Here is a 23,926-nt window from a genome sequence, read left to right on the forward strand (position 1 = left end):
GCCGTTGCCGGTGTGTGCGCGGATTCGGCCGTGGTGGCTCGCGCCCGGCCGATCCAGTTGCGCGGGTGCGGCGTCGTCGTCCCGCCAACGTTCCGCTTCCGGGGCGGCGACGTCGGCCGGCCACTGCGATGGCGCCGGAATCGGTAGGGTCGGCTCCGTCGGACCGGTCACCGGGCTCAGCGCGGACGCCCGACGGGCTTGGCGATGGCGAGCATGCCCTTCAGGCCGCTCCCGAAACGGGCGATCGACTCCCTGTGTCCGCGCAGCTCGCTGTAGGGCAGGTAGCGCAGGTCGAGCTCGGCCACCCGCGAGAAGGCGGGCCGGGCGAACTGGGCGCGCACGTCATCCTCGCGGTTGTCGGGCGCCACCAGGAAGAAGTTGCGCGCCGCCCCGCCCTCGACCCCGAGCGCCAGGTCGAGCATCCGCACGATGCCCGAGTAGATGCTCGTCGTATGCTCGACCTCGAAGGCGGCCGCCACGTCGCCGCCCGCCTTGTCCAGCCAGATCACGTCGATGAGCCGGACCGTCTCGGCCGAGCCGTTCGCCGTCGCGCGCCCGGGCAGGCGGTCGAGGCAGCCGTCGGACAGGCGGCCCGAGCCGTAGGGGCGGTTGCCGTCGTTCGACGCGATCCAGACGTCGAAGCCGAGGGCGAGGCCGAGGTCGCGCAGCCAGCCCTGGACCTCGGTGTGGGTGTGGTCCGCCTCGCGCGCGGCCAGCGCCGCCTTGGAGGCCGTGGCGGCGGCCTCCGACCGCACGCGGTCGAGGTCCTCGCGCCAGCGGGCGAGCGCGGCGGCCCCGTCGCGCTCCGGCAGCGGGTATCGCCCGGACCCGACGTCGAACAGGAAGCCCGCGATGGCGCCGTAATCGTTGGAGAGCAGGCCGCGGTGGCCGGCGTTGAGGGCGACGATGCCCCGGCGCATCGCGAGGTACTCGTCCCACTTGCCGAGCTTCACGTTGGCGCCGGCGACGGCGTTGTAGCCCTTCACGATGGCCGTGTTGAACGGGGGCACGAGGGTGGGGTGCAGGAAGTACAGCAGGTTCGCCGCGGCCGGGCCCAGCCCCTTGATGCGGTGCCGGTCGAGCGCGTGGATGGCGGACAGCACCCCGTCCTCGGCGCTGCAGCACAGGCAGGCGTCGAGGAACCGCCCGAACGCGACCTGGTTCGTGCGGTCCTCGTAGATGTCGGGGATGCGCAGCTTCGGCTTCCAGAGGAAGGCGTGGTCGGCGCCCTTGAAGACCTGGCGCTGCTCCGCGATGGAGTGGACAACCGTCTCCAGCGACGAACCACGATAGGCGTTGCCGAATGCGTCGGCCCGGATCTCATCGATGACCGCCTGGAGGCCGCGCCGGATCGAGCGGAAGTTCTTGATGCGCTCCTCCCACAGGAACCAGGTCCGGTAGGAGGCGCCGGGGTCCTCGCGCCAATGCCGGATCAGGTTGCCGATCCAGGCGTCGTCCAAGGGGCGCGTTCCGCGCCAGTGTCATTTATCAGGCGCATCGGCGCAGCATTCCCGAAATCCGGCTTCGGTCCGGAGCATACCATCCAAGCCACGGTTGCCGCTGTCATCGGGAAGTCTCACGGGCGCGGTTCACGCCGAGCGAAGCCGGGCGGCCTCCGCCACGGACTGGCCGTCGAGCCGATTGGATTCGAACGGCGCCTCCTTATTCGAGGTCACCGGCACCGACTGGCCGTCGAGCGTCCGCTAAAGGTCGCCGGCCATCCCACCGAACTCGTCCGCACGACCAGGGTCATGTGCCGTCGGCCTCGGCCCAATCCGCGCCGAGGAACAAGCCTGACGAAGTTGCGTGATGGTGTAGGCGCGGCTCCTGCCGCTGCGCCAACGGAGTGTGCGGGTTAAAGCGCTCGACAACAGATCGATGAGCTGCCGGCAGTATTCAGTCTCCTCCTCGGCCATGTCGCCGAACATGCGGGCACCGTCGAGCTGTTCGTTTTGCAGGTCGCGAGCGAAGTCATCGTAGCCTCGACCGTCCTCCTCCTCGTCGGCGACAGCCAACGCCAGCTCACGCCTGGTCAGGTTTGGGTTAGCGCGCATCGTATGGTGGATCTGAAACGTTCGAGTTGCCCGCGGCGTCACGGGGCAAGACTATCGACTGAGCATGGAGCGGCCACGACGAGCGAAGTGTTGTTCATCGCGGCGCCAATAAGTCCGGACGGCTAGCACATCAACGCTCACCTCAAGGCGGCACGTCCGAAGCAGCAACAGGTTGGGCCTCGCGATGATGCCAGTCCTGGGACAGATAAAGCGTGAACAACTTTTTAGTAGCATCGATCTCACGTGCGCCTATGTAGGCACGGCTGCCTTTCGCCCGTCCTTTTCAAGCTTGTGCGAGCGTCAGCCGCCGACTCGTGCGGTCTTAGCTCTGCTCGGATATGTGGATCGGATTTCCGCGCATGCTCAGTTTGCACGCCCTCCGCAATCCATATCTTTTTGGAACACCGGTCCTGTCAGAAGCCGCCGGCCTGGTCGATTGCTTCGTTCGAGAACCGCGCACATGGTCCAGGGACCTACAAGTCGCGGGCCTGTTCTTGTCTCTCGATCCCCCAATCTTCTGCGCCCAACCGCAACCGAGGCCGTTCGGGGCTGCAAGCTACCTCGCCGCGCGCTTTCCCGAGACGCCATTCGTTTTCCTTCATGCGGTCACCCACAGCCTGGAGCGGCCGACCTTCGCCTTATCAGTCGCTCAACAATACAGACGTTTTCGCAAAGCCCATCGCCGAGCGCGCCTGATCGTCATGGCGAACACGCCGGGGGAAGAAGAGTCGCTGCGCAGGTTCGGCGTCGACGTATACCTCGCGCCGCAGAACATGTTCGTTGACGAGACCATGTTCCACCCGATCGTCGACCGACCGCGGACGTACGATGCAATCTATAATGCGCAGCTCGTCCCGTTAAAGCGGCATGAATTGGCGCGGCTTGTGCCAAGCTGCGCCTATGTGACAAAACTGTTCGGTCGCTGGTCTCCAGATCTGAAGAAGGCACAGCTCCATAAATTCCTCCACGGGCTGCCCCGCGGTCACGTAATCATCAACGAAATCGAGGACGACAATGTCGTGTTCATGGATCACGTCCAAGTGAATGAAGCAATGGCGTCGGCTCACGTTGGCTTATGTCTCTCAAAGCTGGAGGGCGCCATGTACGCGAGCATCGAGTATCTTTTGGCCGGATTGCCTGTCGTTTCAACCCGCAGCAAAGGCGGACGCGATACGTTCTTTCACCCGGACACGACCTTGATCGTGGATGACAATCCTCGGGCAGTCCAAGAAGGCGTGGCTGCGATGAAGGCGCGCGCCATTCCGGCAGATTTCACGCGCTCTACAACCCTGCGCCTGATGACAATCGAACGAGAGCGCTTCAACACCTTCATCGATGGCTTGCGAGGAAAGCAGGTCGCGCGCACCGATCAACGCTGGTCTTTCAACTATTGCCCAAAACTTGCGCAACTCCGCACGATCTCCGACTTCGAAGCGCAACTTTCGCAAAAATTCACTGTCTGAAAATTGCGCTCGCCCTGACTGCAAGCCGCTTTTCACATCGGTGATACCAGTCCGTCCTAAGGGGGCGGATGACGCACGCAGACGGCCAGAGGCCTGCGGCGCATCACTATTAGCCCGACTTATTCATCGGGCATCGGCGTACGTTGCGTTTTGGGCTGATGGCGCGCGGGATCGCGCGTCTGTTCTGACGCGTGTGGATCGGGATTGTTCGGTCGGCGCTGGAGGAAGGGGAGCGGGTTCGTCGGGGCGTCGCAGCGCCGTCGTTCAGGCCGGTGCCGGGGCGAGCGCAGTCGCAAGATGGCGGATCAGGTCGGCTTCGGGACAGGCGGCGATGCGATCGCGCACGATCTCCGAACGCCCCTGACGCGTCTACGCGCGCGACTGGAACGCAGCCGAACGGGCGCGCACTCCCTGGCGGAGCTTGAGGAGGTGATCGACCAGAGCCTCGTCTGGCTCGATCAGACCCTGTCGATCATCACCGCCGTCCTGCGCATCGGCGAGATCCAGCATAAACATCGCTGTGCCGCATTTTCGCGAGTCGACGTGGCGCAAGTCCTGGCGGAGGCCGCCGAGCTTTATGAGCCGATCGCGGAGGACAAGAGCATCCGGATCTGCCTTGAGGTCACTCATCCGTTTCCGTTCCTCACCGGCGACCGCGCCCCCCTGTTCGAAGCCGTGACCAACCTCATTGACAACGCTGTCAAGTTCACACCGGCGTGCGGTTTGGTACGCCTTGAGGTGTCGCGGCGAGGCGCGATCTGCATCCTGGCCGTCGAGGATACGGGGCCCGGCATTCCTCCGGCGGAACGTGATCAGGTCTTTCGGCGGTTCTATCGCGCCGAGCCCGCACGTCACACCGTCGGCAACGGCCTCGGCCTTGGGCTCGTAGCCGCTATCGTCGAGTTGCAGGGTTCAGGCCGTCATCACCGATGCGCCCGGAGGTGGCTGCCGATTCGACATTCTCTGCCCGGCGACGATCGACCGGGGTGATCTTCCCACCGCCGCCGATATGTCCGCGTAGGTCGTCTCAGCTAAACTCTGGTTTAGTTTGGAACGGCTCTGATGTAGCGCCGGTTTTCGGCCTGTGTTGCTGCTGCCCTGGTGCGTGAGCAGAGCACAAACCTCTGCCATCAGCCGCGAGTCTTTTCATGCAATTTTTTCGCCTGCTCCCGGTCGTTCTGCTTGCCGGATCCGCCCTCTGCACGCCGGCCCTTGCACTGTCCGGAGCGACATCGGACTCCGGCGTGAGCACGGGTGCTGGCGGCCCGCGCACCGGGGTACGCTCGGCTCCCTCTTCGGCGCAGAACGCCATGACGGTGTTCTCGCGTATCGAGCTTGCACAGGCGAGCCAGACCGAACTGGGCGGCCAGAAGTCGCCAACCGAGCGACAGCAGGGGGCAGGCGGTCAGATCGGCGACATCCGTCAATCGTCGCAGACGCAGGTGACCAGCCAGCAACCGATCGGGCCCTTCCCGACGAACGAGATCAGCCAGCAGCCCTGGATCGATCTCGGGGCCGGCGAAGAGGGACACAAGAAGGACGTGGCTGCCCTGCAGCAGACCCTGACCGAGCTGCAGCAGCTCCAGCTTCAGACCAAGCAGGCGCACTGGAACGCATCCGGCACCCTATACTACCCCCTGCACCTCCTGCTGCAGGAGCACTACGAGGGCCTGTCGAAATACGCCGACACCATCGCGGAGCGGCTCCTGGCCGTCGGCGCCTCGGCGGACGGGCGGCCCAACACCATCGTGAAGACCTCCGGTGTGCCGGAGATCCCCGGCGGCTTCCTCGACGATGCCCAGATCCTGGTGTGGTTTACCAACGCCTACAAGCGGGTCGGCGAGGAGGTGAATACCGCCATCAAGGCCACCGAGAAGGTCGATCCCACCACCTCGAACCTGTTGCAAGAGGTTGAGCACGGGGTCGCCAAGTACCAGTGGCAGATGCGGGCCCAGCTCCAGCGCACGGGCACGGACCCGAATACCGGCTGGGATCTCAACAACAACAAGCCCGTCGAACTTCCGTCCCATGCCCCGGCGGGCAGCCTGAACCAGCGCTGACAAACAGGCAGCCCGGTCCTGCAAGCCAGGACCGGGCTGCCGTTCGTCACCGAACGCCTAAGCTAGGACGGCCCCATCCATGCGTGCCTTCATCGACCTGACCGAGCGCGAGTTGCTCGCCCTGGCGATCGCCAGCGAGGAGGAGGACGGCCGCATCTACGCCGACTTCGCCCATGAACTGCGAAGCGATTACCCCGACAGTGCCCAGATGTTCAGCGACATGGCCGATAAGGAGAACGAGCATCGCCGCAAACTGATCGACCTGTTCCAGTCCCGCTTCGACGCGCACATCCCGCTCGTGCGACGCCAGGACGTGCGGGGCTGGGTGCAGCGCAAGCCTGTCTGGCAGGTCCGCGCTCAAGGTATCGAGGCCGTGCGCCGCCACGTGCAGCAAATGGAGCACGACGCCGCGCGCTTCTATCAGCAGGCGGCAGCCCGCGCCTCGGATGCCGGCATACGCAAGCTGCTCGGTGACTTGGCCGCCGATGAGCCGCAGCACGAGCGAGCGGCCGAGGAGATCCAGCAAAAGCGCCTGCCCGGCGAAGTTCGGACGTCCGAGGATGAGGGCGCGCAACGCCGCTTCGTTCTGCAGGTGATCCAGCCCGGCCTTGTCGGTCTAATGGATGGCTCGGTCTCGACGCTCGCGCCGGTCTTTGCGGCGGCCTTCGCTACGCGTGATCCCTGGAACGCCTTCTTGGTCGGCTTAGCGGCTTCGCTAGGGGCGGGCATCAGTATGGGGTTTGCCGAGGCGCTGGCCGACGACGGCAAGCTGTCCGGTCGGGGCACTCCGCTGCTACGAGGTTTGGTGTGCGGCCTGATGACGATCGCTGGCGGCATCGGTCACACGCTGCCCTACCTCATCAACGATTTCGTGATGGCCACCGTCGCCGCAGGCGTCGTCGTGGTCATCGAGCTGTTGGCCATCGCCTGGGTGCAGTGGCGGTTCATGGAGACGCCGCCCTTCGCGGCTGCGGCCAAGGTCATGCTGGGAGGAACCCTCGTGCTCGCCACCGGCATCCTCATCGGCAACGCGTGAGGTTTCGCCATGCAACCTGTGAACCCTCGTGCGGACCGCTACGATGCCGTCACCATCGCGTTCCACTGGGCGACGGCTGTGTTGGTCGTGGCTCAGTGGATCGGGGCTCAGGTCATCGACCTGTTCCCGGCTGGTTCTCCCCGCGTCGACGCGCGCTCGGTGCACATCACCGGAGGATTGCTCCTGGCCGTGCTGCTCCTGATGAGGCTCGCTTGGCGCGCCACACGCGGGCGTCGCTTGCCGCTGCCGGATACCGGCGCCCTCAACCTGCTCGCAAAGGGCACGCACTGGGGACTCTATGCGCTGCTCGTGATGATGGTGCTCGTGGGCATGTTTCTCGTGTGGGTGCGCGGCGACAGCCTCTTCAACCTAGTCAGCATCCCCGCTTACGACCCTGGAAACCGCGTCCTGACCCACCAGGTGCAGGAACTGCACGGGACCATCGGCTGGATGATCTTGGCGCTGGCGGGCTTGCACGCCGCAGCGGCGCTGATTCACCGCTACGTCTGGAGAGACGCCGTGCTCGGCCGCATGCTGCCGGGGAGCTGGGCTCGCCGTCCGACGCCCGTCCTTTCCGCGGCCGGTGCGCAATCTCAGCCCGCGAGTCTTGCGACGGGCGCAGCGTCACAGGCCGGCCGAACGCCGCAGCGCCAGCCGTAGGACCGCTGACGCGAGCAGGAAAAGCCCACCTCCCTTTGCCGACGCCGATGCAGGCTTAGCCCGAAACCGGAGATCCGAATGGCTGCCGATCCAAACGCCCACAAGCTCGTACCCGCTCACATCGGTGACGCGAAGATCCTGCGCGGCCCAGGTGGTGAGACCCATCAAGTCGCCGGTGGTGACGTTCCGTTCCTGACCACGCAGCAGGGCGTTCCCGTTGCCGACGATCAGAACTCCCTGAAGGTCGGCGCCCGCGGCCCAACCCTGCTGGAGGATTTTCACCTTCGCGAGAAGCTCTTCCATTTCGACCACGAGCGCATTCCGGAGCGCGTCGTGCATGCTCGGGGCTTTGGCGCACACGGCTACTTCGAGACCACCGAGGCGCTGTCTGAGATCACGCGTGCCGATCTCTTCCAGCGTGTCGGCGAGCGTACACCTGTCTTCGTGCGCTTCTCCACGGTCGCCGGCAACAAGGGATCCTCCGACCTTGCGCGTGACGTGCGCGGCTTTGCCGTCAAGTTTTACACCAAGGAAGGCAATTGGGATCTCGTCGGCAACAACATCCCGGTCTTCTTCATCCAGGACGCGATCAAGTTCCCCGACATGGTGCATGCCGCCAAGCAGGAGCCGGACCGCGGCTTTCCGCAGGCACAGACGGCGCATGATAACTTTTGGGATTTCATCTCCTTGAGCCCGGAGGCCATGCATATGGCTCTCTGGATCATGTCCGACCGGACGATCCCGCGTTCCTTCCGCTTCATGGAAGGATTCGGGGTCCATACCTTCCAGCTGGTGGACGGGACGGGAAAATCCACGTTCGTCAAGTTCCACTGGAAACCGAAACTCGGCCTGCAGTCGGTGGTCTGGAATGAGGCCGTGAAAGTAAATGGAGCAGATCCCGACTATCACCGCCGTGATCTGTGGAATGCAATTGAGGCCGGTGATTTTCCCGAATGGGGCTCGGCCTTCAGCTCTTCGACGAGGATTTCGCCAAGTCGTTCGATTTCGATGTCCTCGATGCCACGAAGCTCATTCCGGAAGAGCTCGTGCCAATCCAGCGCGTCGGACGGCTCGTCCTCGATCGAAACGTGGACAACTTCTTCGCCGAGACCGAGCAGGTGGCGTTCTGCACGCAGAACATCGTGCCCGGCATCGGTTTCACCAACGACCCGCTCCTACAGGGGCGTAACTTTTCTTATCTTGACACGCAGGTGAAGCGGCTGGGTGGCCCGAACTTCACGCACATCCCGATCAATGCGCCCAAGTGCCCGTTCCACACGTTCCAGCAGGATGGTCACATGGCCCTGCACAACCCGAAGGGCCGGGCAAATTACGAGCCGAATTCCTGGGGCGGGACGGCGGGCGGGCCCCGGGAGTCCCCAGATCGCGGCTTCCGCAGCGCTCCGGTCGAGGAGAGTGGCCACAAACTGCGCATCCGGGCCGAGCTGTTTGCCGACCATTACAGCCAGGCGCGGCAGTTCTACGTGAGTCAGACGCTGCCGGAGCAGACCCACATCAAGGATGCATTCGTGTTCGAACTAAGCAAGGTCGAGACACCCGCCATCCGTGCGAGGATGATCTCGCATCTACTGAATGTCGACGAGGAACTGGCCAGGAAGGTTGCCGACGGTCTTGGGCTGAAGACGCTGCCATCTGCGGCGGAACCGGCGCGTCCGGTTCGAAAGGACCTTCCGGCCTCGCCGGCCCTGAGCATCGTTCAGAACGGACCAAGGAGTCTCAAGGGACGCAAGGTGGGGCTCTGGTCACGGACGGGGTCGATGCCGAACTGCTGAAGACCTTGCAGAAGGCTCTCGCGGCGGAGGGCGCAATGCTGGAACTCGTCGCGCCGACCGTCGGCGGTGTAACGGCGAGCGACGGTAGTACCGTTGCAACGCAGCAGAAGATCAACGGCGGTCCTTCGGTTCTGTACGATGCCGTGGCACTTCTACCCTCCGGAGCGGGCGGAACGCTGCTGGCGCAGGAGGCCACAGCGCGAGATTTCGTCAGCGATGCCTTCGCGCACGCCAAGTTCATCGCTTGGGTAGAGACCGCACAGCCGCTCTTCGAGAAGGCGGGTGTCACCGAGCTGGATGACGGTTGCATCGAGTTGAAAAGTCCCAGCGACATCACGGCGTTCGTTCTGCGGTGTGGCAAGCTGCGGTACTGGGAACGCGAGCCGGCGGTGCATGCCGGCTGTCCGTGACATCGGCAGCAGGCCCATCGGCAGCAGGCCGTCGCCCCCCCGAACCGGTCCCGTCCGTTCGTGAGACCATAGCTAGCGAGGGCCATAGCTGGGGCCGCGAGACACCCGCCCGAACGACCTTCGAAAATTGGCTACGGATCGAAACGCGAACGGGAGCACCGTAGGGTCGGACATGGCGGGCGTGGCGGGCTCGATCTGGTTTGGGGGCTTGGCGTCAGCACCCAATCCCTAAGCCCCATCAATGTCTTACGCTACGCTCGCCAACCAAGGTCCACTGCCCTCGTGAATAAGACGGGTTAGAACGACTCCAGTCTGCTCCGGAATGCGCTCAAGCTCCGCCGTGCTTGCTCACGAAGAACACAGCACGTGACCGGGGTGCACCTTGTTTGACCGGTCTGACGGTGGGGTGGAGCGATGCACTTCGGCTGAGCATCTCTCGGACAAGGGCATGCGCAGGCCGGGGTGCAGACGAATGGTGTTACAGCCTACCTTATGCCAGCCCGACGCCGCCGGGCGACACGTTCGCTCGCACCCGACGATCAAGCGACCGCGAAGGCCCGGGCCGGTAGGCGCGACATATTCGGGGAGGCGGCAACCATGCCGGCGATCTCGACCCGCAATGCATTCTTGCCCGACGCCTTCACCGCGTACATGACATGGTCGGCTGCCTTCGGCGCAAAGACCCAGTCGTGACGGCGTTCCGGTTGCAGGACCAGCGCACCGATGCTGGCCGTCGCAGGAACGGTCGCGGACCCGAGGTCATCCGTCAATCGCCGGTGCACGGCCTCAATCCTGGACCGCGCGGCCTCCACCGTATCGGCTTCCAGCAGCAGCACGAACTCGTCGCCACCCAGCCGCCCAAGCCGTTCCCGGCCGTCGAGAGACGCTGCGGCGATTTCAGCGAACGCTCTCAGCACCGCGTCGCCCGCGGCATGCCCGCCCGTGTCGTTGACGACCTTGAAGTCGTCGATGTCAGCGAGCGCCAGTACGGCGACGCGTTGATCGCACGGCTCGGCCTCCAGAATCGCCCGCGCATGCTCCTCGAAGGCCGCCCTGTTCAGCGCACCCGTCAGTCCGTCGTGCCGGGCCGCGGTCCGCTCGCGGTCGTATGCCGAGCGCAGGGTGCAGACGGCCCAGACGACGAACGCGTTCGTGCCCAGGCGCAGGATGCTCTGGAGGACCGCAAGGACCGGCGGCAGCCCCGCGTCGCCGGCGTGCGGCGTGGACACGTTCAGCAGCGCCGCGGCGAGCGCAACGCTGCAGGCCTCGCGCGGACCGAGTCGCCAGCCCGCGAGGGTAATGAGCGGGATGAAGAGCGCCGCCATCCCCGCCTCCGGGACGCCGCGGTCGGCGGCGGCGAGGATCAAGCAGGCCGCAACCAGCGCGGCCCACGTCCCTACCTTCCGCCACGCTTGGAGCGTGTCGAGCGGATCTCGTGTCGTCGCTTCTCTGCAGGGCATGGTTGCCGCTCCCGCTGGATCATCCTTGGCGGCACCCGCCATCTCGATACGACGATCGGAGCGAAATCTTAACGTAATCCTGGGCGCATCGGCCGAACGGCCCGGACCCGTGCCTTTTACCTGGCCTTTCGGATCCTCGCGCCGAGCCGTCCTGAAGGTCGCCCGCGACCGCCGTCCCGATTTCGGCCCGTGTTCGGGATCTCGCCTTGATCACCTGCCGGAACGGGCACGTCTCCGGCCGCGCTTGTTCGTCGGCGGGCGGCGGGCGGCTAGGCGAATGGTCGTCAAACCGCGGTGCACCAACGCAGCGATGGAACGAAAGCCACGGCGTCGCTCAGGACGGATTTTGGAGCTATCCGACCGCTGACCGGCATGGTTCGCCGTTACGACTGGGCTTCGCGCTGCGAACACTGCCGGATCGCGGCGCCAGCCGGGCACTTGGAACCGCCACTGCCATTGGCTGGCTGCGCACGAGTGGGCCAAGGGCGGTTTCCTCACCGGACGGGCCCGTGACGGGCGAGCGCTTCCGCGCCTACGGGGCCGACACGCTGGTCCAGAGCCTGACGCGGCGACACACTCATCCTGGACAACCTCGGCGCTCACAAGGTCGCGGGCGTACGCGAGGCCATCGAGGCAGCCGAAGCCTGGCTCCCGTACTCCCGCCATACTCCCCTGAGTTCAATCCGATTGGATGTACCTGCGCGAAACCGGAAGCGCTCCTGCGCCGCGCGGCGGCCCACACCGACGGCGATCTCTGTGAGACGGTCCACAATGTCTTCGCTTCCAGGCGGAGAAATGCCGCAACCACTTCACGGCTGCCGCCTCCGAGGATCATGCTTGTTCTTCCGGCTGATCGGGCCCTGCAGTTTCGGGCGCCTACGGCGTTGCGGTGTCGCTGATGACGATCAACACCGTCTTGGCAAGGCTGATCGCCCTGCGCTGAAGCTTGCGCCCATTGTTCGTACTGGCATGCAATGGCTTCTTTCTGATTGTAAACCGAACCTTCTTCAGCGCTTGCACGCTGAAGCTATTCGAAGGCGTCCGGTTACCGCTGCCGGTGGCGGCAGGGGTGGCCTGCCTGATGCTGACCAGCCGGCACCCCACGTAGCCCCTGGTGGCGACCCGGGCCAACTACCGGCCTGGTCCAGTGGACCGCGAGGTTGTGGAAGAGCGTAGCGGTTATCATGGGCCACGACGGTTCGGGCATCGCCCGGTGGGCTATGACTACGGTCCGGTTTCATGCCCCTTCGCCTGACGTCGAGCAGTCGACTTTCCGGCTGTCGACGACTCGTTGCCTCCCGTGCCTTGAGGCCGGTTCAGGATCCACGCCGCCCTACGGCGACCCCCTGTCGGTTGACCGGTACCCGCGGAGCCAGCCCGAAATCCACCCTGTCACCCAGAACGCGGCGACCGGACATGATCCGCTGTAACGTTTGGCTGTCGGCCCCCCCCAGGCGGGCCTCGTCCTCCATGCGGCGCAGCCGCTCCACCATCAGGCCTACGGCTGCCCCGGAGACGTCTGCCTCTTCGGCCAGGGTCAGCACCAGCCACGTGATCTCGTCGTCCGCATTCTCGGTCATACGCATAACACGGGTTGAGGGAAAGGGCCGGCTGGCGGCCGGTGGCAGATAGGCATCGACGTCGCGGACCGCAGCGGGGCCACCCGGCAAGCCTGTGCGGCCAGATGCCCGGCCCGGTGGGGGGAACTCTGACCGCGAGCGAGCCGGGCCCGATGCTGCGTCCAAGGCCTACGCGGCGGACGTCTCCGCCAAGCCGAGGGACTCGACGAGGAAGGAGCGGGCACGGCTGACCCGGCTCTTCATGGTGCCGACCTGGCACCCCATCACCTCGGCCGCGGCCTCGTAGGTCATGCCCCGGGCCGCGACCAGCATCAGAGCCTCACGCTGCAACGGGGGCAATCCGCCGAGGTGCTCCCAGACAGCCCTGAGGTCGGAGCCGTGCTCCTGGGCGGCTGGCGCCGTCAGCTTCGCCGCCAGGGCACCGTCGGCATCCTCGACCTCGCGCCTGCGCTTGCGGCACTCCGTGTAGAAATGGTTGCGCAAGATGGTGCACAGCCAAGCCATCAGGTTCGTGCCGGACTGGAACCGGTGCTGGTTGGCCCACGCCTTCATCAGCGTCTCCTGCACGAGGTCCTCCGCCTGCGTCGCGTCGACCCCGAGCGATAGCGCGAAGGCCCGCAAGCCCGGAACGGCGCTCATGAGCCCGTCCCGGAAGGCGGCTCCGGCGGCCGCCGCCTCGCGCGAGAGGGCGCCGTCCAGACGGGAAAGCAGGTCGAGCATGCGGCCCGGGAGGTCGCCCGCTTCGAAGCCGGCGTAGGCTGCCCGCAACTCGGCGCCGATGTGGTCGCGCACCGACGCAGGCAAACCGCGAGCCGACCTCGCAGACGCGCCGACTTCGCCCGCGACGGGCCGGTGACAGTGTTTCCCGGAACGCATCGAAGAGCCTCCTCCTGACGCCTGCCGGCCTTTCTCGGAGCCGGCAATCGAGCCGGGACCTTCTGGCAACGCGTCGTTGAACGGAGACTGAGGCCGCCGTTCAGGTCGGCAACCGGCCGGGCGTCACGGACACGGCGCCGTGGGGATGGCTGCGCCCCCGGCTTCCGGCACGGCCGTCCCGCCGAGCGGGAAGGTGATGACGCAGAACAGGCCGGCGGCTGCGAAGTTGAGCTTGATCCCGCCCCCGAGTTCCTGCGCGAGGCCACGCTGTACCAGCCGCGGGCCGAACCCCCTCGTGTCGGCGGCGTGACGGGCGGGCCGCTGTTCTCGGCCAACTCGATCAGCAGGTGCGGCGCGCCCTCGATCCGCACCATCCTCCAGCGTACGGAGAGGCGCTTCTCCGGAACAGACGGCGCGCCATAAACCCCGTAGACGCCGAATTCGGCCGCGTGCACACGCCGGATCGCGACCACGAGCGTCGCGTCCCGCTTGACCCGAGCCGGCAGCCTGCCGGGATCGGCCGTCGCGCGGCGTGGGCGTGGTACGTCGACGGGGCGAACGGCAGCACCCAGCAGATCGGCTCGACCCCGTAGGGCGCGCTGTGACCGTCGATGAAGGCGATCATCGCTTGGACTGGCGGTTGAGCTTCGAATGGGCAAAATACGCCGATGCCCTCCTCATGATCTCCTTAGCTTGCCGGAGTTCACGCACCTCCCGCTCCAGCACCTTGATCCGCTCGCGCTCTTCGCTCGCGGGACCGGCCCGCCTTGGTCCCTCTCGGCTTGCCGGATCCAGTTGCGCAGCGTCTCACCTGTGCAGCTGATCTTGGCGGCAATCGACCGGATCGCGAACCATCGCGAGCCGTGCTCGCTCCCGTGCTCCCGCACCAGCCGGACGGTCCGCTCGCGAACCTGAAGGGAGAAGGGCGGGGTATGCTTCGTCATGGCTATGGGCCCCACGACGGCCGGCGTGCTCGATCTGGGCGCGGACCGCTTCGGCCCCGGGATTTGCGCCCCCCGCTGCGAGCATCCCGCGCCGGTCAAGGTCCGGGCCGCCCGCCCGCGCGCAAGTGCGCGGGCCACGACGGGCCGCCGCGGTCGAACAGCGCCGTTCGAACGACGCTTCCATGCCCCGTCGTCGTCTCGTACTCATCACGTCCTCACGAAGCGGATCCGGCCGATCCCCCGCCGTGCCCTCCCTCGCCGAGGAAGCCGACCAGATCGGTCATCGCCGGATAGGCCGCCCGGCAGATCAGGGTCGTGGCTCGGCGCTCCTGGACGACCAGTCCGGTATGGATCAGACGGTGCAGATGATGGGAGAGCGTCGAGGCCGGCACGTCGACGCGCTGCTGGAGGGCACCGACCGGCAGACCGTCATGGCCCGCCCGGACGAGCGTACGGTACACCTTTAGGCGGGTCAGATTGCCGAGCGCCTCCAATTGTCGTGCCGCTAATTCGATCTCCATGGAATTAGCATGAAGAAGCGTAACGGGCCGCGCAACCCCTTACTCGATGCGTCGAGCACGACCGCACCGCTATCGGCATTCGGCGAGGCGCGTCGATGCCGGAGGGTGCGATCCTTCGCGACCGCGGCGGGGCTGCTTCGCGTTCGGAAGTCTCGCCCCATCAGCTCGGCGCGACGTCGTGAGGGTATCGGATCGACCGACATCGGCGCCGAGATCGGCCGCGAGCCGACGTGTGACCACGCCGCCCGGCTCCATACTCCGGCACGCCGGGCGGACCCGAACCGTCGCCGATTCCACCGTCTACCTCGGTCATTGGCGGCAAAGCGGCAATCCCGACGCGGCGATTCCGAGGCGCCCTCATGGGGACGGCTCGGGCCGCACACGACCGAGCGCTCTCCGCTCGCGGCCAATTTCCCCATTCCCCGGCTCTCGGATCATGCCCGGAAATCGCAACCCGAAACGGATTATGCGTAGCGATACCCGTCACAGGTGCCATACGGATTCCGGAACCCGGAAGGCTGATCCTTCGCCGGGCCGCGGCTCCCGCGGCGAAGCGGAAGCCGGCCTGTCCCGGCCCGCGTCGTCCGGACGCCGGTCGCGGGCCGCTCGGAAGAACGGTCACGTGTCGTCCCGCTCGCCGCCACCGTTCGGCGCCAGGCCGACGAGGACGCACGGGTCCAAGTCCCAGTCGTCGAACCCGGGATCGAGCAGGCCCACCCCGTCCGCCGACAAGGCGTAGAACGCCTCGTAGGCGTTCGCGTCCCGGCGCGGGGCCGCCGTCGGCGCCCGGTCGCGGGATAGGTCGCCCTGATTGATCCGGGCGTGCGAGGAGCCCGCCCCGGCGCGCACCCGGCGAGCGCTTCCGGAGCGACCGGGACGAGCGGTCCCGGGCGAGGCGACGCGCGGCCGGGGAGCCAACGAGACGCGGTTCGGCTTCGTGCGGTTGATCATCGCTCTGGTCCTTTTCGTCAGGCGCGAAGGCGGGCGGGTTGCGTGGCGCGGAGGCGAGCGGTCGCCACCGGCGTCGGGCGGGCTTTGCGGACGCGGTCGCCGGCGGCCTCGGCGGTGTCGACGGGCGCGTCCCGGAGAACCGGGTCGCCCAGGGCGGCGGCGCAGTCGAGGAGCCGCTCGTGCAGGGCACAGTCCCGGGCCGGCGCGAGCGGCGACATGAGCGCGGCCAGGTCACCCGCCTCGAAGCGCTCGGCGTCCGGATCCGCCGACACGGCGAGGAGGGTGGCGGCGAGCGCGACCGCCGCGTACCGCATGCCCTCGCCGAGATCGCCCGCGAGCAGCCGCATCTGTTCCAGCGGCGAGAGCCTCGGCAGCCGGAGCGGCAGGACGCGCGGGGCGATCCGCCAGGCCGGCTGGCCGAGCTCGCTGTCGCACCGAAGGTGCCACGCCCCCGACGCGGTCGCGTGCAGGGCCTGGGCCGCGGTCAGCCGGCACGCCGTGGCCACGACGCGCAGGTGTCCGGGTTCGCCCGGACCGCCCTCGCGAAGCAGGTCCGTCGGCAGGACGGCGATCACGTCGCGTTCCGACCGCGCCGCCAGGCCCGAGAGGATGGCCGCCGCGTCGCGGGGATCGGGGCGGAGCAGGTCGAACGAACCCGAGAGGCGTGCCAGGCCACAGGCCTGGGCGCCGTTGGCGCCGACGGCGACGACGGTCGGACGGGTGCCGGCGGCGGTCAGGCCGCCGGCCACCAGCGCTGCGGCCAGGAGGCCGGTGCGGTCGTTGGAATGGATGGTCGCGATCACGGCGTCCTCCTTTGGGCCGATGCATCGAGGGAATCCTGCCACCTTTATTTCTATAAATCTAGAAGTATCGAAATTACTGGTTATCGGATCCCTGGCCGCCCAAAGCGCACTGTCCATCGCGCCTCGCGCAATCCCGCGCTCGTGCCGACCGCCGTCGGCGTCCCGCCCTCCTCGGAGGCCGGGTCGTGGGCACGGCGCCTTGTCGCGTCCGTCAGCGCCCGCGACATCCGCACCCGTCAATCTCTGAACGGACTGAGGTGTGGTCCCGCCGTGCGACGCGGCCGCCGGCTCGTCCCGGCATCGGCGCCTGAACGGGCGCCCGTCGCGCCGAACCGGCGGTCACGACGGTCGGTCAAGGCCGGCTCTCAGGGGCGCAGCGGGTCATCCGCGCGACGACGGCGTGGGGCGGGGAAATCCAAGGACCGGCCGGCTTCGACCGCGGTTAGCCGCTCGGGTCGCCGGGCGCGGTCCGGAAGTGTCACACGATGCCTCTCGCCGGTCGCGGGGAGCGGACCTCCGGCGCCGTCACGCCGGCCTACCAAGCGCGTATGCGTAAGTAATCCGAGGCACCCAAGACTGTACGCCACGCCGCCGTTAACTATCCCGAAAATATGGCTCTTGATGACAGGCAGAATATGCTGTTCATTTCCGCTCTTTTGCCTTAAGATTCACGGATCAATCACAACGTGTCCGACGTCGCACGCCCGGTGGCCATTCCACCGGGCGTGCCGGCGTCCGGATTCCGTCATGGAGATTGCCCTTGATCTCTGCCTTCTTCGGTTCCGCTGGCCGGACCCATGCCGCCTACGCCGCGCTCCTCCTCGCCGACGCCTATGGCGTTCTCGGCCGCCCCGTCACGTTCCTGCGCGTCAAGTTCCCCGAGGACGCCCCGTTGCCGGGCCGGACGGTCACGGAGGAGGGCCTCACCGTCAGCGAGCGCGAGGCGCGCGACGCACGGGAGGCGGGCGAGATCGCGGCCGAGGCCGTGGGGCGGGACGATGAACTCGTCCTCGACCTGCCCGCGGCGTGCCTGGGCAACCTCGGGCTGAGGGCGCGCATCGACGCGCCGGTGCTGCCGGTGGGCCCGACCCCCTTCGAGGAGCATGCCGCGGCGTCGGCGCTCGCGGGCATGAACCCGTCGGAGGATTTCGGTCTGGACGTGGTCTCGCCGCCCTGGCTCCTCGGGTGCGGGCGCAGCGGCGGCGCCGCCGCCGCCGACGCGTTCGGCCGCGTCATGCGCGGGCACGAGGCGCTCGTGCCGGGTCGAGGACGTGTCCGGACCCTGCCGACGGTCGTGCCGGCGTTCGGCCGCGGGGAGGCACAGCGCATCGCCGAAGGGGATCGCACGAGCCGCAGCCTCGGGGCCTCCGTCACGCTGCTCGCCGCCCTGCGCGCCGCCGCCGCGAACCCGCACGCCGCCGAGGTCGACCCCGCCGCGTTCGCCGCGAATCTCGGTGTCGACGTCGAACAGTCTCGGGCGCCGGACGAGCGCGAGGCCGGTGACCGGCTGCGCGACCTCGCCGACGAGCCCAGGGGATCCGTGACCAAGTCAAACCGACGCGGGAGGACCTGCACGGCGCCCCGCGCCTTGAGCGATGGCGGGCCTCCACCCGGTCCGTGAGGGTGCTCACCGGCGAGGTCCACGGGCATCCGAACTTCCCCGACGGCCGCCGCATCACCACGAGCGATCTGTACGCGTCCGATGGCCGGCGCTGGGCGCGCACCCTGTCGAGGTATTTCGTCCTGGGCCAACCCGACACGGGCGCCGAGCGCCTCGACCGGCACTAGCCACCGCCATCCCGTCCGACGAACCCCGCCCGCGCGCCTCGGCGCGCGGGAGCGGGGCCGTCTTGCCCGCCACGAGCCCGGAGGACGCATGCGCGCGAGCGACGATTCCCATCCCTGCGACCGGACCCTCCCGCGCCGCGAGCCGCCCACGGGAAGCCATCCGCTCGCGCTCTGGCGCACGGAACGGCTTCCGGACATCGAGCCCTCCGCGATCCGGGAGGTCCGCCGAGCCCTCGCCGGCGGCGTCTGCCTGCATCATCGGTCCTGGCCCGCGGCCCGGAGGGGCGAGGCCGCGGCCGCCATCGCCGTCACGCTCGACCTCACGCGGCGCGCCGAACCGGACCCCGCCGTCGTGGACCTCGCGCTCTCGACGGTGCTCGTCGCCGCCTGGCGGGGCGATGCTGCGGCTCGCACCGTCCTGGCCCACGTCCTCGCCGGCCTGCCGCCGGACCTGCGCGGCGGGCGTCCGGGCCGACCCGGAAGGAGGCGGCCCGGGCGCCGCCCCCCGTCGCGGCGGTGACCACCGCCGCCTCCCGAACAGCGGGACGATGCCGAGAAACCAGGAGTCGATCACGTGCGGATCTGGACCTTCAGCGACTTGCACCGCGACCTGTCGCGGGCGCCGTGGACGCCCGGGCACATCCCCGACGCCGACGTCGCCGTCGTCGCGGGCGACGTCGGGCAGGGCCTGGCGGACACCATCCTTTGGCTGGGCCAAGCCATCCGACCGATCATGCCGGTCGTGGTCGTGCCGGGAAACCATGAATTCTACGGCTCGGCCGTGGACGAGGAGCGCGCGCTCGGACGCCGGGCCGCGGAACGGCACGGCGTGACCCTGCTCGACGACGACACCGTCGAGATCGGCGGCGTCGCCTTCTCCGGCGGCACGCTCTGGACCGACTACGGGCTCGACGGCGCGGGAAACCGCCGGCGGGCCATGGCGGCCGCGCAGGCCGGCCTCAACGATCACCGTTGCATCGCGACGACGCGCAACCCGGGCTGGCGCACCTTCCGGCCGGGGGACGCGGCGGCCCTGCACGCCGCCAGCAGCGCCTTCCTGGAACGCGCGCTGCTGGAGGTCGACCCGCCGGGCGCGCGGGCGCGACCGCACGTCGTGGTCACGCACCACGCCCCCGCCCGTGCCTCGCTCGACCCGAGCTTCGCCGGCAGCGTGCTGAACCCGGCCTTCGCGAGCGACCTCGGCGGCCTCATCGCCGCCAGCCGCCCGGACCTCTGGCTTCACGGCCACGTCCACGCCAGCCGCGACCACCGGATCGGTCCGACCCGGATCCTGTGCAACCCCCTCGGCTACGACGGCGAGAACCCCGCCTTCGACCCGGCCTGCGTCGTCGAGGTGCCGTCGTAGGCCGTCGCCGGCGGATGCCTGCCGCGACCCGGGCCCGACGTGACCCGGCCCCGGACCTCGACCCATCCTCGGAGCAAGGCGACCATGCCCCACCTGACATTCCTGCGCGACGACCTGAACGAGGCGGAGACCGGGGACGTCGCCGCCGACGAGCGCCGTCCCGCGACCGAGACGCTCGCGGCCTTCGCGCTCGAAGCGGCGCTCTCGCCCGCCCAGCGCCGCCGCATCGCCGCCGACCCCGCCTTCGCCCTCGTCGTCCAGGTTCCGGCCGCAGACTGGGTCGAGCCGGTCCGCGAGGCGTGCGGGCGCCTGGCGGCGTGGGGTTACGTGGCGGCGCGCACCGGCGCTTCGAGAAGCGAGGACCGTGCGGACCGCGGAAACGACCGGGTGGCGGACCGGCTCGCCCGCGGCGACCGGGTGCTCGGCGTCTCGCAATCGCCCGCGCGCTACCTGCCTTCGGCCCTCGTCGCCGCGGCGGACCTGCACGTGCGGCTCCCGGGCGCGACCGACGCCGTGATCGCGCGGGTCGTCCGGGCCGCCACGGGGCGGCGTCCGACCCTGCCGCCCGGGATCGCGCGCGGGCTGGACTTCTTCGAGATCGCCGCCGCGGTGCGCGGGACGACGGCGCGGGCCTGCGTCGCGCGCCTCGCCGCGGCGGCGCGCTCGAAGGCCACCGCGGATCCCGCCGTCGGGTCGGCGCCCGATTTCGCGACCCTGGTCGGCTTCGGCGATGCCCACGCCTGGGGCACGCGCCTCATCGACGAGATCGCGACCTGGCGCGCCTCCGGCGGCGCGCCCGCGTTCCAGCGGCTCGATAGGCACGTCGCCCTCAGCTCCGCCCCGGGACTAGGAAAATCATCTTTCGTCCGCTCGCTCGCGAAGGCCGCGGGCCTGCCGCTGGTCGCGACCTCGGTCGGCGCCTGGTTCACCGGATCCGACGGACACCTGGGTGGCGTGCTCCGCGCCTGGGATGCCGCGTACACGCACGCGTGCGCGCTGGCGCCGAGTATTTTATTCCTAGATGAAGCTGATAGTATTCCTAATAGGGCCACGATGGACAACCACGCACGCGAGTGGTGGACCCCCTTGTGCACGAGCATTTTGCTCGGTTTCGATGCGCTCAACGCGCCCGGCGCCCCCGAGGTGTGCATCATCGCGGCGACGAACTACGGCGATAGGCTCGATCCCGCCTTGATCAGGCCCGGACGGCTGGGCCGGGTGATCGAGATCAAGCCGCCCTCGGCCGCCGACCTGGCGGTCATCTTCCGGCAACACCTCGACGACGGCGAGGTGCCCGACATGGACCTCGCGCCGCTCGGCGCGCTTGCGCTCGGCGCCAGCGGCGCCCAGGTCGCCGGGTGGGTGTCCGAGGCCCGTGCCGCCGCGCGCGCCGCCGGACGGCCGATGCGCCCGGAGGACCTGCTCGGCCGCGTCGCGCCGCCGGATCAAGGGAGCCCGGCGGACCGACGTCGGAGCGCGTACCACGAGGCGGGGCACGCCGTGGCGTTCGAGCGGATCGGCGCCCGCGTCGCCCAGGTCGACTTGGTCCCGCGCCGGGATTCGCTCGGCGCGACCTCCGTGGCGACCCGCCTCGGCCAGTCGCCGACCCGCGCGGAGATCGAGGGCCTCGCGGTCGCGCTCCTGTGCGGACGGGCCGCCGAGATCCTGTTCCTCGGGGAGCCGAGCGCCGGGGCGGGCGGCGATAGCCGCTCGGACCTCGCGCGCGTGACGACCCTGCTCGCCGGCAACCACGCCTCGCTCGGCCTCGGCGACCGGTTGGCGTATCGCGGCGCCCCCCACGAGGTCGCGGTCGCGCTGTCGCTCGACCCCGCCCTTCTCGGGGTGGTCGAGCGCGACCTCGACCGGCTGAGCGGCGAGGCCTTGGCCGTCATGGAGGCGAACCGCACCGCCGTGGCGGCCGTCGCCGAGCTGCTGATCGCGCGGCGCCTGGTCTCGGGCGACGCGCTCCGGGCGCTGATCGCCGAGGCGGACCAACACCGCGCCGCGCAGGACGGAGGACAGCCGTGACGCTCCACGTTCCCGATCCGGTGGCCCGGGCCGAGGTGCATGCACCGGTACCGACGGAAGGCCCGTCCGCCGTGCCGGCCGCCCCCGGGGCGCGGTCCGCCCCGTCGGAGCCCGTCCCGTTCCGTCTGTGGACCCTGTCCGATCTCAGGGTCGACCGCGCGCCGCACGTGCTGCCGGACCCGCTGCCGGACTTCGACGCCTTGCTCGTCCCGGGCGGGATCGCGCCCGGCCTGTGCCGGTCCGTGCGCTGGCTTGCGGACGCGCTCGGCGGCCGCCAGGGTCGGCGGCCGGTCGTCCTCGTCCCGGGACCGGCGGAGTACCTCGACGGCGAACCCGTGGGCGAGGCGCTCGCCGAGGCCGTGCCGCTCGGGGCGGCGCTGGGCATCACCGTGCTCCACGACGGCGCCGTTCGCCTCGGCGATCCGCTCCGGCCCGGCCTGATCATCCTGGGGGCGACGCTCTGGACCGACTTCGCCCTGGACGGCGTCGAGAACGCCCGGACCGCCCGCGCCCACGCCCGCAGCCGCTGGACGGTGACGGACAGGGCGGCGAGCGCGCCCGGGGTGCCCTTCTGCCCGCACGACGCGGCCGGCGCGCACGCCCGCTCGCGGGCCTTCATCGAGGACGCCCTCAACGCCGTCGCCGTCGGTGCCGGCTCGTACGGCCATATGCCGAATCCGGTCCTGCGCGACATCGGCCCGGGCGACCGGGCCGCGGTCGTCACCGCCTTCGCCCCATCACGGTCCTGCCTGCCGCCCACCCTGGCGAGGCCCGTGCTCGACCCGTGGCGGGTCTGCTGGCACGCCTCCGCCCTGGAACCCGTGATGGAGGGGTGGGGCGCCCCGGCCGTCTGGATCCACGGGAACGTGCCGCAGGCCTGCGACCTGCGGCTCGGGCGCACGCGCGTCGTGAGCAACCCCTACGACCCGGACGACCCGACGAACGGGTTCGACGCCAGCCGCACGATCCTGGTCTGACAGCCGCCCCGGAGAACCGCCCCATGCACGAGACCCGCTCCCCGTCGCCCCGGCTTCGGCTCCCCTCCATGTCCGACGCGAGCGCACCCGCAGCCGGCGCGCGCTCCGCCGTCCGCCACGACCGTCGGCCTGCGGCGGAACCCGGCGCGGATGCGGACGCGCTCCTCGTCGTCGATATCGAGACCGTGCCGGACGAAACCCTGATGCCGCCGCCCGAGGTGTGGGCCAGGGACAGGTTTCCGAAATGCGCGTGGCACGCCGTGGTCGCCGTCAGCTTCGTGCAGGCGGAGATCCTGCGCGACGGCGATACGGGACTGGAGGAATATCGGGTCACCGCCTGCAGGAGCGGCGGCGAGGCGGGCTGGGACGAGGCCCGCATCCTGCGCGGCTTCTGGCGGCATTTCGCCTCCGGCAGGTTCCGGCTCGTCACCTGGAACGGCCGCGGCTTCGACATGCCGACGCTGCTCCACCGCACGATGCTCCACGGCATCTCGGCGGAAGCCTGGTTCCGGCGCGGCACGCGCTGGTCGGGCTACGGCAACCGGTACGGCGGCGCCCACGTCGACGTCATGGACGAGATGTCCGGGTTCGGGTGCGCCAGCCGGCTCACCCTGGAGGAGGCCGCCGCGCTGGTCGGCATGCCGGGCAAACTCGGCGAGCACGGGTCGCTGGTGGCCGACATGGTCGCCGCCGGCGAGATCGAGCGCGTCCGGGCGTATTGCGAGACCGACACGATGACGACCTTCGGCATCTACGTCCGCCATGCGTATCTCGCCGGGCGGACCGACGCCGCGGCCCACGACAGGGCGATCGCGGGCCTCCAGGATTACCTGGGCTGGAGCGGACCCGCAGACCGCATCTCGGCGCCTACCTCGACGCCTGGCGACGCCTGTCCGACACGCGGCCGGCGTTCGTCGTCGACAGGGACCGCCGGGGCGGATGACCCTCGCCCTCGGGTCCCGGCCCCGTCTCCCGAGGGCGCGGGGCGCGGCACCCGGATCGGGCTCGGGGCCCCGGTCCAGATCGCCGCGTCTCGGGCCCGGGCCGCGCGGCGTCGCCGGCACAACGGACCGGCCGGCGGCGCCCGCGCCCGGACCGGTGACGCCCACCGCGGGCGCCGTCGTGCGACGGATGCCGAAGCGGCGCGCCGCGGTCC

General features: G+C 69.0%; 20 protein-coding genes, 4 pseudogenes and 1 other annotated feature. Of the genes and pseudogenes, 14 read left to right on the forward strand and 10 right to left on the reverse strand.

Annotated features, from left to right (window positions below):
* Positions 1 to 176: 176 nt before the first annotated feature.
* Both ACFQE0_RS10315 and ACFQE0_RS10320 read right to left on the reverse strand, forming a co-directional pair.
* The gene (locus tag ACFQE0_RS10315; protein ID WP_274852099.1) at positions 177 to 1,460 is read right to left on the reverse strand and encodes a type II restriction endonuclease; all 1,284 of its coding nucleotides are present in this window, start codon (positions 1,458 to 1,460) and stop codon (positions 177 to 179) included.
* A 243-nt stretch (positions 1,461 to 1,703) separates the two neighbouring features.
* Positions 1,704 to 2,015: a ferritin family protein gene (locus tag ACFQE0_RS10320; RefSeq protein WP_133250861.1), complete on the reverse strand. Its 312-nt coding sequence runs from the start codon at positions 2,013 to 2,015 to the stop codon at positions 1,704 to 1,706.
* 398 nt (positions 2,016 to 2,413) lie between these two features.
* Between ACFQE0_RS10320 and ACFQE0_RS10325 the strand changes: the two genes are divergently transcribed.
* From ACFQE0_RS10325 to ACFQE0_RS10350, 6 genes and pseudogenes are all read left to right on the forward strand, one after another.
* A complete protein-coding gene (locus ACFQE0_RS10325) occupies positions 2,414 to 3,517 on the forward strand; it encodes a glycosyltransferase (RefSeq protein ID WP_160534120.1) in 1,104 nt (367 codons plus the stop codon).
* Positions 3,518 to 3,814: 297 nt separating this feature from the next.
* Positions 3,815 to 4,507, forward strand: coding sequence for a sensor histidine kinase (locus ACFQE0_RS10330; protein ID WP_116655321.1), 693 nt, complete (start codon positions 3,815 to 3,817; stop codon positions 4,505 to 4,507).
* Between the two features lie 158 nt (positions 4,508 to 4,665).
* A complete protein-coding gene (locus ACFQE0_RS10335) occupies positions 4,666 to 5,577 on the forward strand; it encodes a Dps family protein (protein ID WP_378969322.1) in 912 nt (303 codons plus the stop codon).
* Positions 5,578 to 5,656: 79 nt separating this feature from the next.
* Positions 5,657 to 6,613, forward strand: coding sequence for an iron exporter MbfA (gene mbfA / locus ACFQE0_RS10340; RefSeq protein WP_378969324.1), 957 nt, complete (start codon positions 5,657 to 5,659; stop codon positions 6,611 to 6,613).
* Between the two features lie 9 nt (positions 6,614 to 6,622).
* Complete coding sequence (locus tag ACFQE0_RS10345; RefSeq protein ID WP_116655318.1) at positions 6,623 to 7,273, forward strand: cytochrome b; 651 nt, start codon at positions 6,623 to 6,625, stop codon at positions 7,271 to 7,273.
* A gap of 78 nt (positions 7,274 to 7,351) precedes the next feature.
* Positions 7,352 to 9,476 (forward strand): annotated as a pseudogene (locus tag ACFQE0_RS10350) (catalase).
* Positions 9,477 to 10,015: 539 nt separating this feature from the next.
* On the opposite strand, the gene ACFQE0_RS10355 reads toward ACFQE0_RS10350, so the two are convergent.
* The gene (locus tag ACFQE0_RS10355; protein WP_378969326.1) at positions 10,016 to 10,843 is read right to left on the reverse strand and encodes a GGDEF domain-containing protein; all 828 of its coding nucleotides are present in this window, start codon (positions 10,841 to 10,843) and stop codon (positions 10,016 to 10,018) included.
* A gap of 459 nt (positions 10,844 to 11,302) precedes the next feature.
* Between ACFQE0_RS10355 and ACFQE0_RS10360 the strand changes: the two are divergent.
* Positions 11,303 to 11,789, forward strand: a pseudogene (locus ACFQE0_RS10360) (transposase); the annotation flags it as partial.
* Between the two features lie 23 nt (positions 11,790 to 11,812).
* Here ACFQE0_RS10360 and ACFQE0_RS10365 read toward each other — a convergent pair.
* The 7 genes and pseudogenes from ACFQE0_RS10365 to ACFQE0_RS10395 form a co-directional block, all read right to left on the reverse strand.
* Positions 11,813 to 12,067 (reverse strand): hypothetical protein, encoded by a 255-nt coding sequence (locus ACFQE0_RS10365; RefSeq protein ID WP_378969328.1) that lies wholly within the window; start codon positions 12,065 to 12,067, stop codon positions 11,813 to 11,815.
* Between the two features lie 185 nt (positions 12,068 to 12,252).
* Positions 12,253 to 12,516: a hypothetical protein gene (locus ACFQE0_RS10370; protein ID WP_160534116.1), complete on the reverse strand. Its 264-nt coding sequence runs from the start codon at positions 12,514 to 12,516 to the stop codon at positions 12,253 to 12,255.
* Between the two features lie 168 nt (positions 12,517 to 12,684).
* On the reverse strand, positions 12,685 to 13,308 hold the full coding sequence (locus ACFQE0_RS10375; protein ID WP_342389903.1) for a sigma-70 family RNA polymerase sigma factor: 624 nt from the start codon (positions 13,306 to 13,308) through the stop codon (positions 12,685 to 12,687).
* A gap of 506 nt (positions 13,309 to 13,814) precedes the next feature.
* Positions 13,815 to 14,336: pseudogene (locus tag ACFQE0_RS10380) on the reverse strand (transposase); the annotation flags it as partial.
* Positions 13,943 to 14,059, reverse strand: a sequence feature (AL1L pseudoknot). (Overlaps the previous pseudogene by 117 nt.)
* A gap of 215 nt (positions 14,337 to 14,551) precedes the next feature.
* Complete coding sequence (locus ACFQE0_RS10385; protein WP_122160821.1) at positions 14,552 to 14,857, reverse strand: ArsR/SmtB family transcription factor; 306 nt, start codon at positions 14,855 to 14,857, stop codon at positions 14,552 to 14,554.
* A 618-nt stretch (positions 14,858 to 15,475) separates the two neighbouring features.
* Positions 15,476 to 15,808 (reverse strand): hypothetical protein, encoded by a 333-nt coding sequence (locus ACFQE0_RS10390; protein ID WP_160534114.1) that lies wholly within the window; start codon positions 15,806 to 15,808, stop codon positions 15,476 to 15,478.
* 17 nt (positions 15,809 to 15,825) lie between these two features.
* Positions 15,826 to 16,611, reverse strand: coding sequence for a hypothetical protein (locus ACFQE0_RS10395; RefSeq protein WP_160534113.1), 786 nt, complete (start codon positions 16,609 to 16,611; stop codon positions 15,826 to 15,828).
* A 760-nt stretch (positions 16,612 to 17,371) separates the two neighbouring features.
* Here ACFQE0_RS10395 and ACFQE0_RS10400 point away from each other — a divergent pair.
* The 7 genes and pseudogenes from ACFQE0_RS10400 to ACFQE0_RS10430 form a co-directional block, all read left to right on the forward strand.
* A complete protein-coding gene (locus tag ACFQE0_RS10400) occupies positions 17,372 to 18,232 on the forward strand; it encodes a hypothetical protein (protein WP_378969332.1) in 861 nt (286 codons plus the stop codon).
* Positions 18,181 to 18,399: a hypothetical protein gene (locus ACFQE0_RS10405; protein ID WP_378975410.1), complete on the forward strand. Its 219-nt coding sequence runs from the start codon at positions 18,181 to 18,183 to the stop codon at positions 18,397 to 18,399. The genes ACFQE0_RS10400 and ACFQE0_RS10405 overlap by 52 nt, the downstream gene beginning before the upstream one ends.
* Before the next feature lie 88 nt (positions 18,400 to 18,487).
* Positions 18,488 to 18,919, forward strand: coding sequence for a hypothetical protein (locus tag ACFQE0_RS10410; RefSeq protein WP_160534111.1), 432 nt, complete (start codon positions 18,488 to 18,490; stop codon positions 18,917 to 18,919).
* 54 nt (positions 18,920 to 18,973) lie between these two features.
* Complete coding sequence (locus tag ACFQE0_RS10415) at positions 18,974 to 19,765, forward strand: metallophosphoesterase (protein WP_160534110.1); 792 nt, start codon at positions 18,974 to 18,976, stop codon at positions 19,763 to 19,765.
* 84 nt (positions 19,766 to 19,849) lie between these two features.
* The gene (locus ACFQE0_RS10420; RefSeq protein WP_378969335.1) at positions 19,850 to 21,793 is read left to right on the forward strand and encodes an AAA family ATPase; all 1,944 of its coding nucleotides are present in this window, start codon (positions 19,850 to 19,852) and stop codon (positions 21,791 to 21,793) included.
* Positions 21,790 to 22,770 (forward strand): metallophosphoesterase family protein, encoded by a 981-nt coding sequence (locus ACFQE0_RS10425; protein WP_160534108.1) that lies wholly within the window; start codon positions 21,790 to 21,792, stop codon positions 22,768 to 22,770. The genes ACFQE0_RS10420 and ACFQE0_RS10425 overlap by 4 nt, the downstream gene beginning before the upstream one ends.
* A 203-nt stretch (positions 22,771 to 22,973) precedes the next feature.
* Positions 22,974 to 23,543 (forward strand): annotated as a pseudogene (locus tag ACFQE0_RS10430) (3'-5' exonuclease family protein); the annotation flags it as partial.
* Positions 23,544 to 23,926: the final 383 nt, after the last annotated feature.

Source organism: Methylobacterium komagatae (genome assembly GCF_042661665.1).
In the GTDB taxonomy this organism is placed as follows: Bacteria; Pseudomonadota; Alphaproteobacteria; order Rhizobiales; family Beijerinckiaceae; genus Methylobacterium; species Methylobacterium komagatae.

Bases quoted from the DNA above. Each gene is read 5' to 3' on its own strand.
- ACFQE0_RS10325 (WP_160534120.1), top strand. From the start codon at position 2,414: ATGCTCAGTTTGCACGCCCTCCGCAATCCATATCTTTTTGGAACACCG.
- ACFQE0_RS10330 (WP_116655321.1), top strand. From the start codon at position 3,815: ATGGCGGATCAGGTCGGCTTCGGGACAGGCGGCGATGCGATCGCGCAC.
- ACFQE0_RS10335 (WP_378969322.1), top strand. From the start codon at position 4,666: ATGCAATTTTTTCGCCTGCTCCCGGTCGTTCTGCTTGCCGGATCCGCC.
- mbfA (WP_378969324.1), top strand. From the start codon at position 5,657: ATGCGTGCCTTCATCGACCTGACCGAGCGCGAGTTGCTCGCCCTGGCG.
- ACFQE0_RS10345 (WP_116655318.1), top strand. From the start codon at position 6,623: ATGCAACCTGTGAACCCTCGTGCGGACCGCTACGATGCCGTCACCATC.
- ACFQE0_RS10370 (WP_160534116.1), bottom strand. From the start codon at position 12,516: ATGACCGAGAATGCGGACGACGAGATCACGTGGCTGGTGCTGACCCTG.
- ACFQE0_RS10385 (WP_122160821.1), bottom strand. From the start codon at position 14,857: ATGGAGATCGAATTAGCGGCACGACAATTGGAGGCGCTCGGCAATCTG.
- ACFQE0_RS10390 (WP_160534114.1), bottom strand. From the start codon at position 15,808: ATGATCAACCGCACGAAGCCGAACCGCGTCTCGTTGGCTCCCCGGCCG.
- ACFQE0_RS10410 (WP_160534111.1), top strand. From the start codon at position 18,488: ATGCGCGCGAGCGACGATTCCCATCCCTGCGACCGGACCCTCCCGCGC.
- ACFQE0_RS10420 (WP_378969335.1), top strand. From the start codon at position 19,850: ATGCCCCACCTGACATTCCTGCGCGACGACCTGAACGAGGCGGAGACC.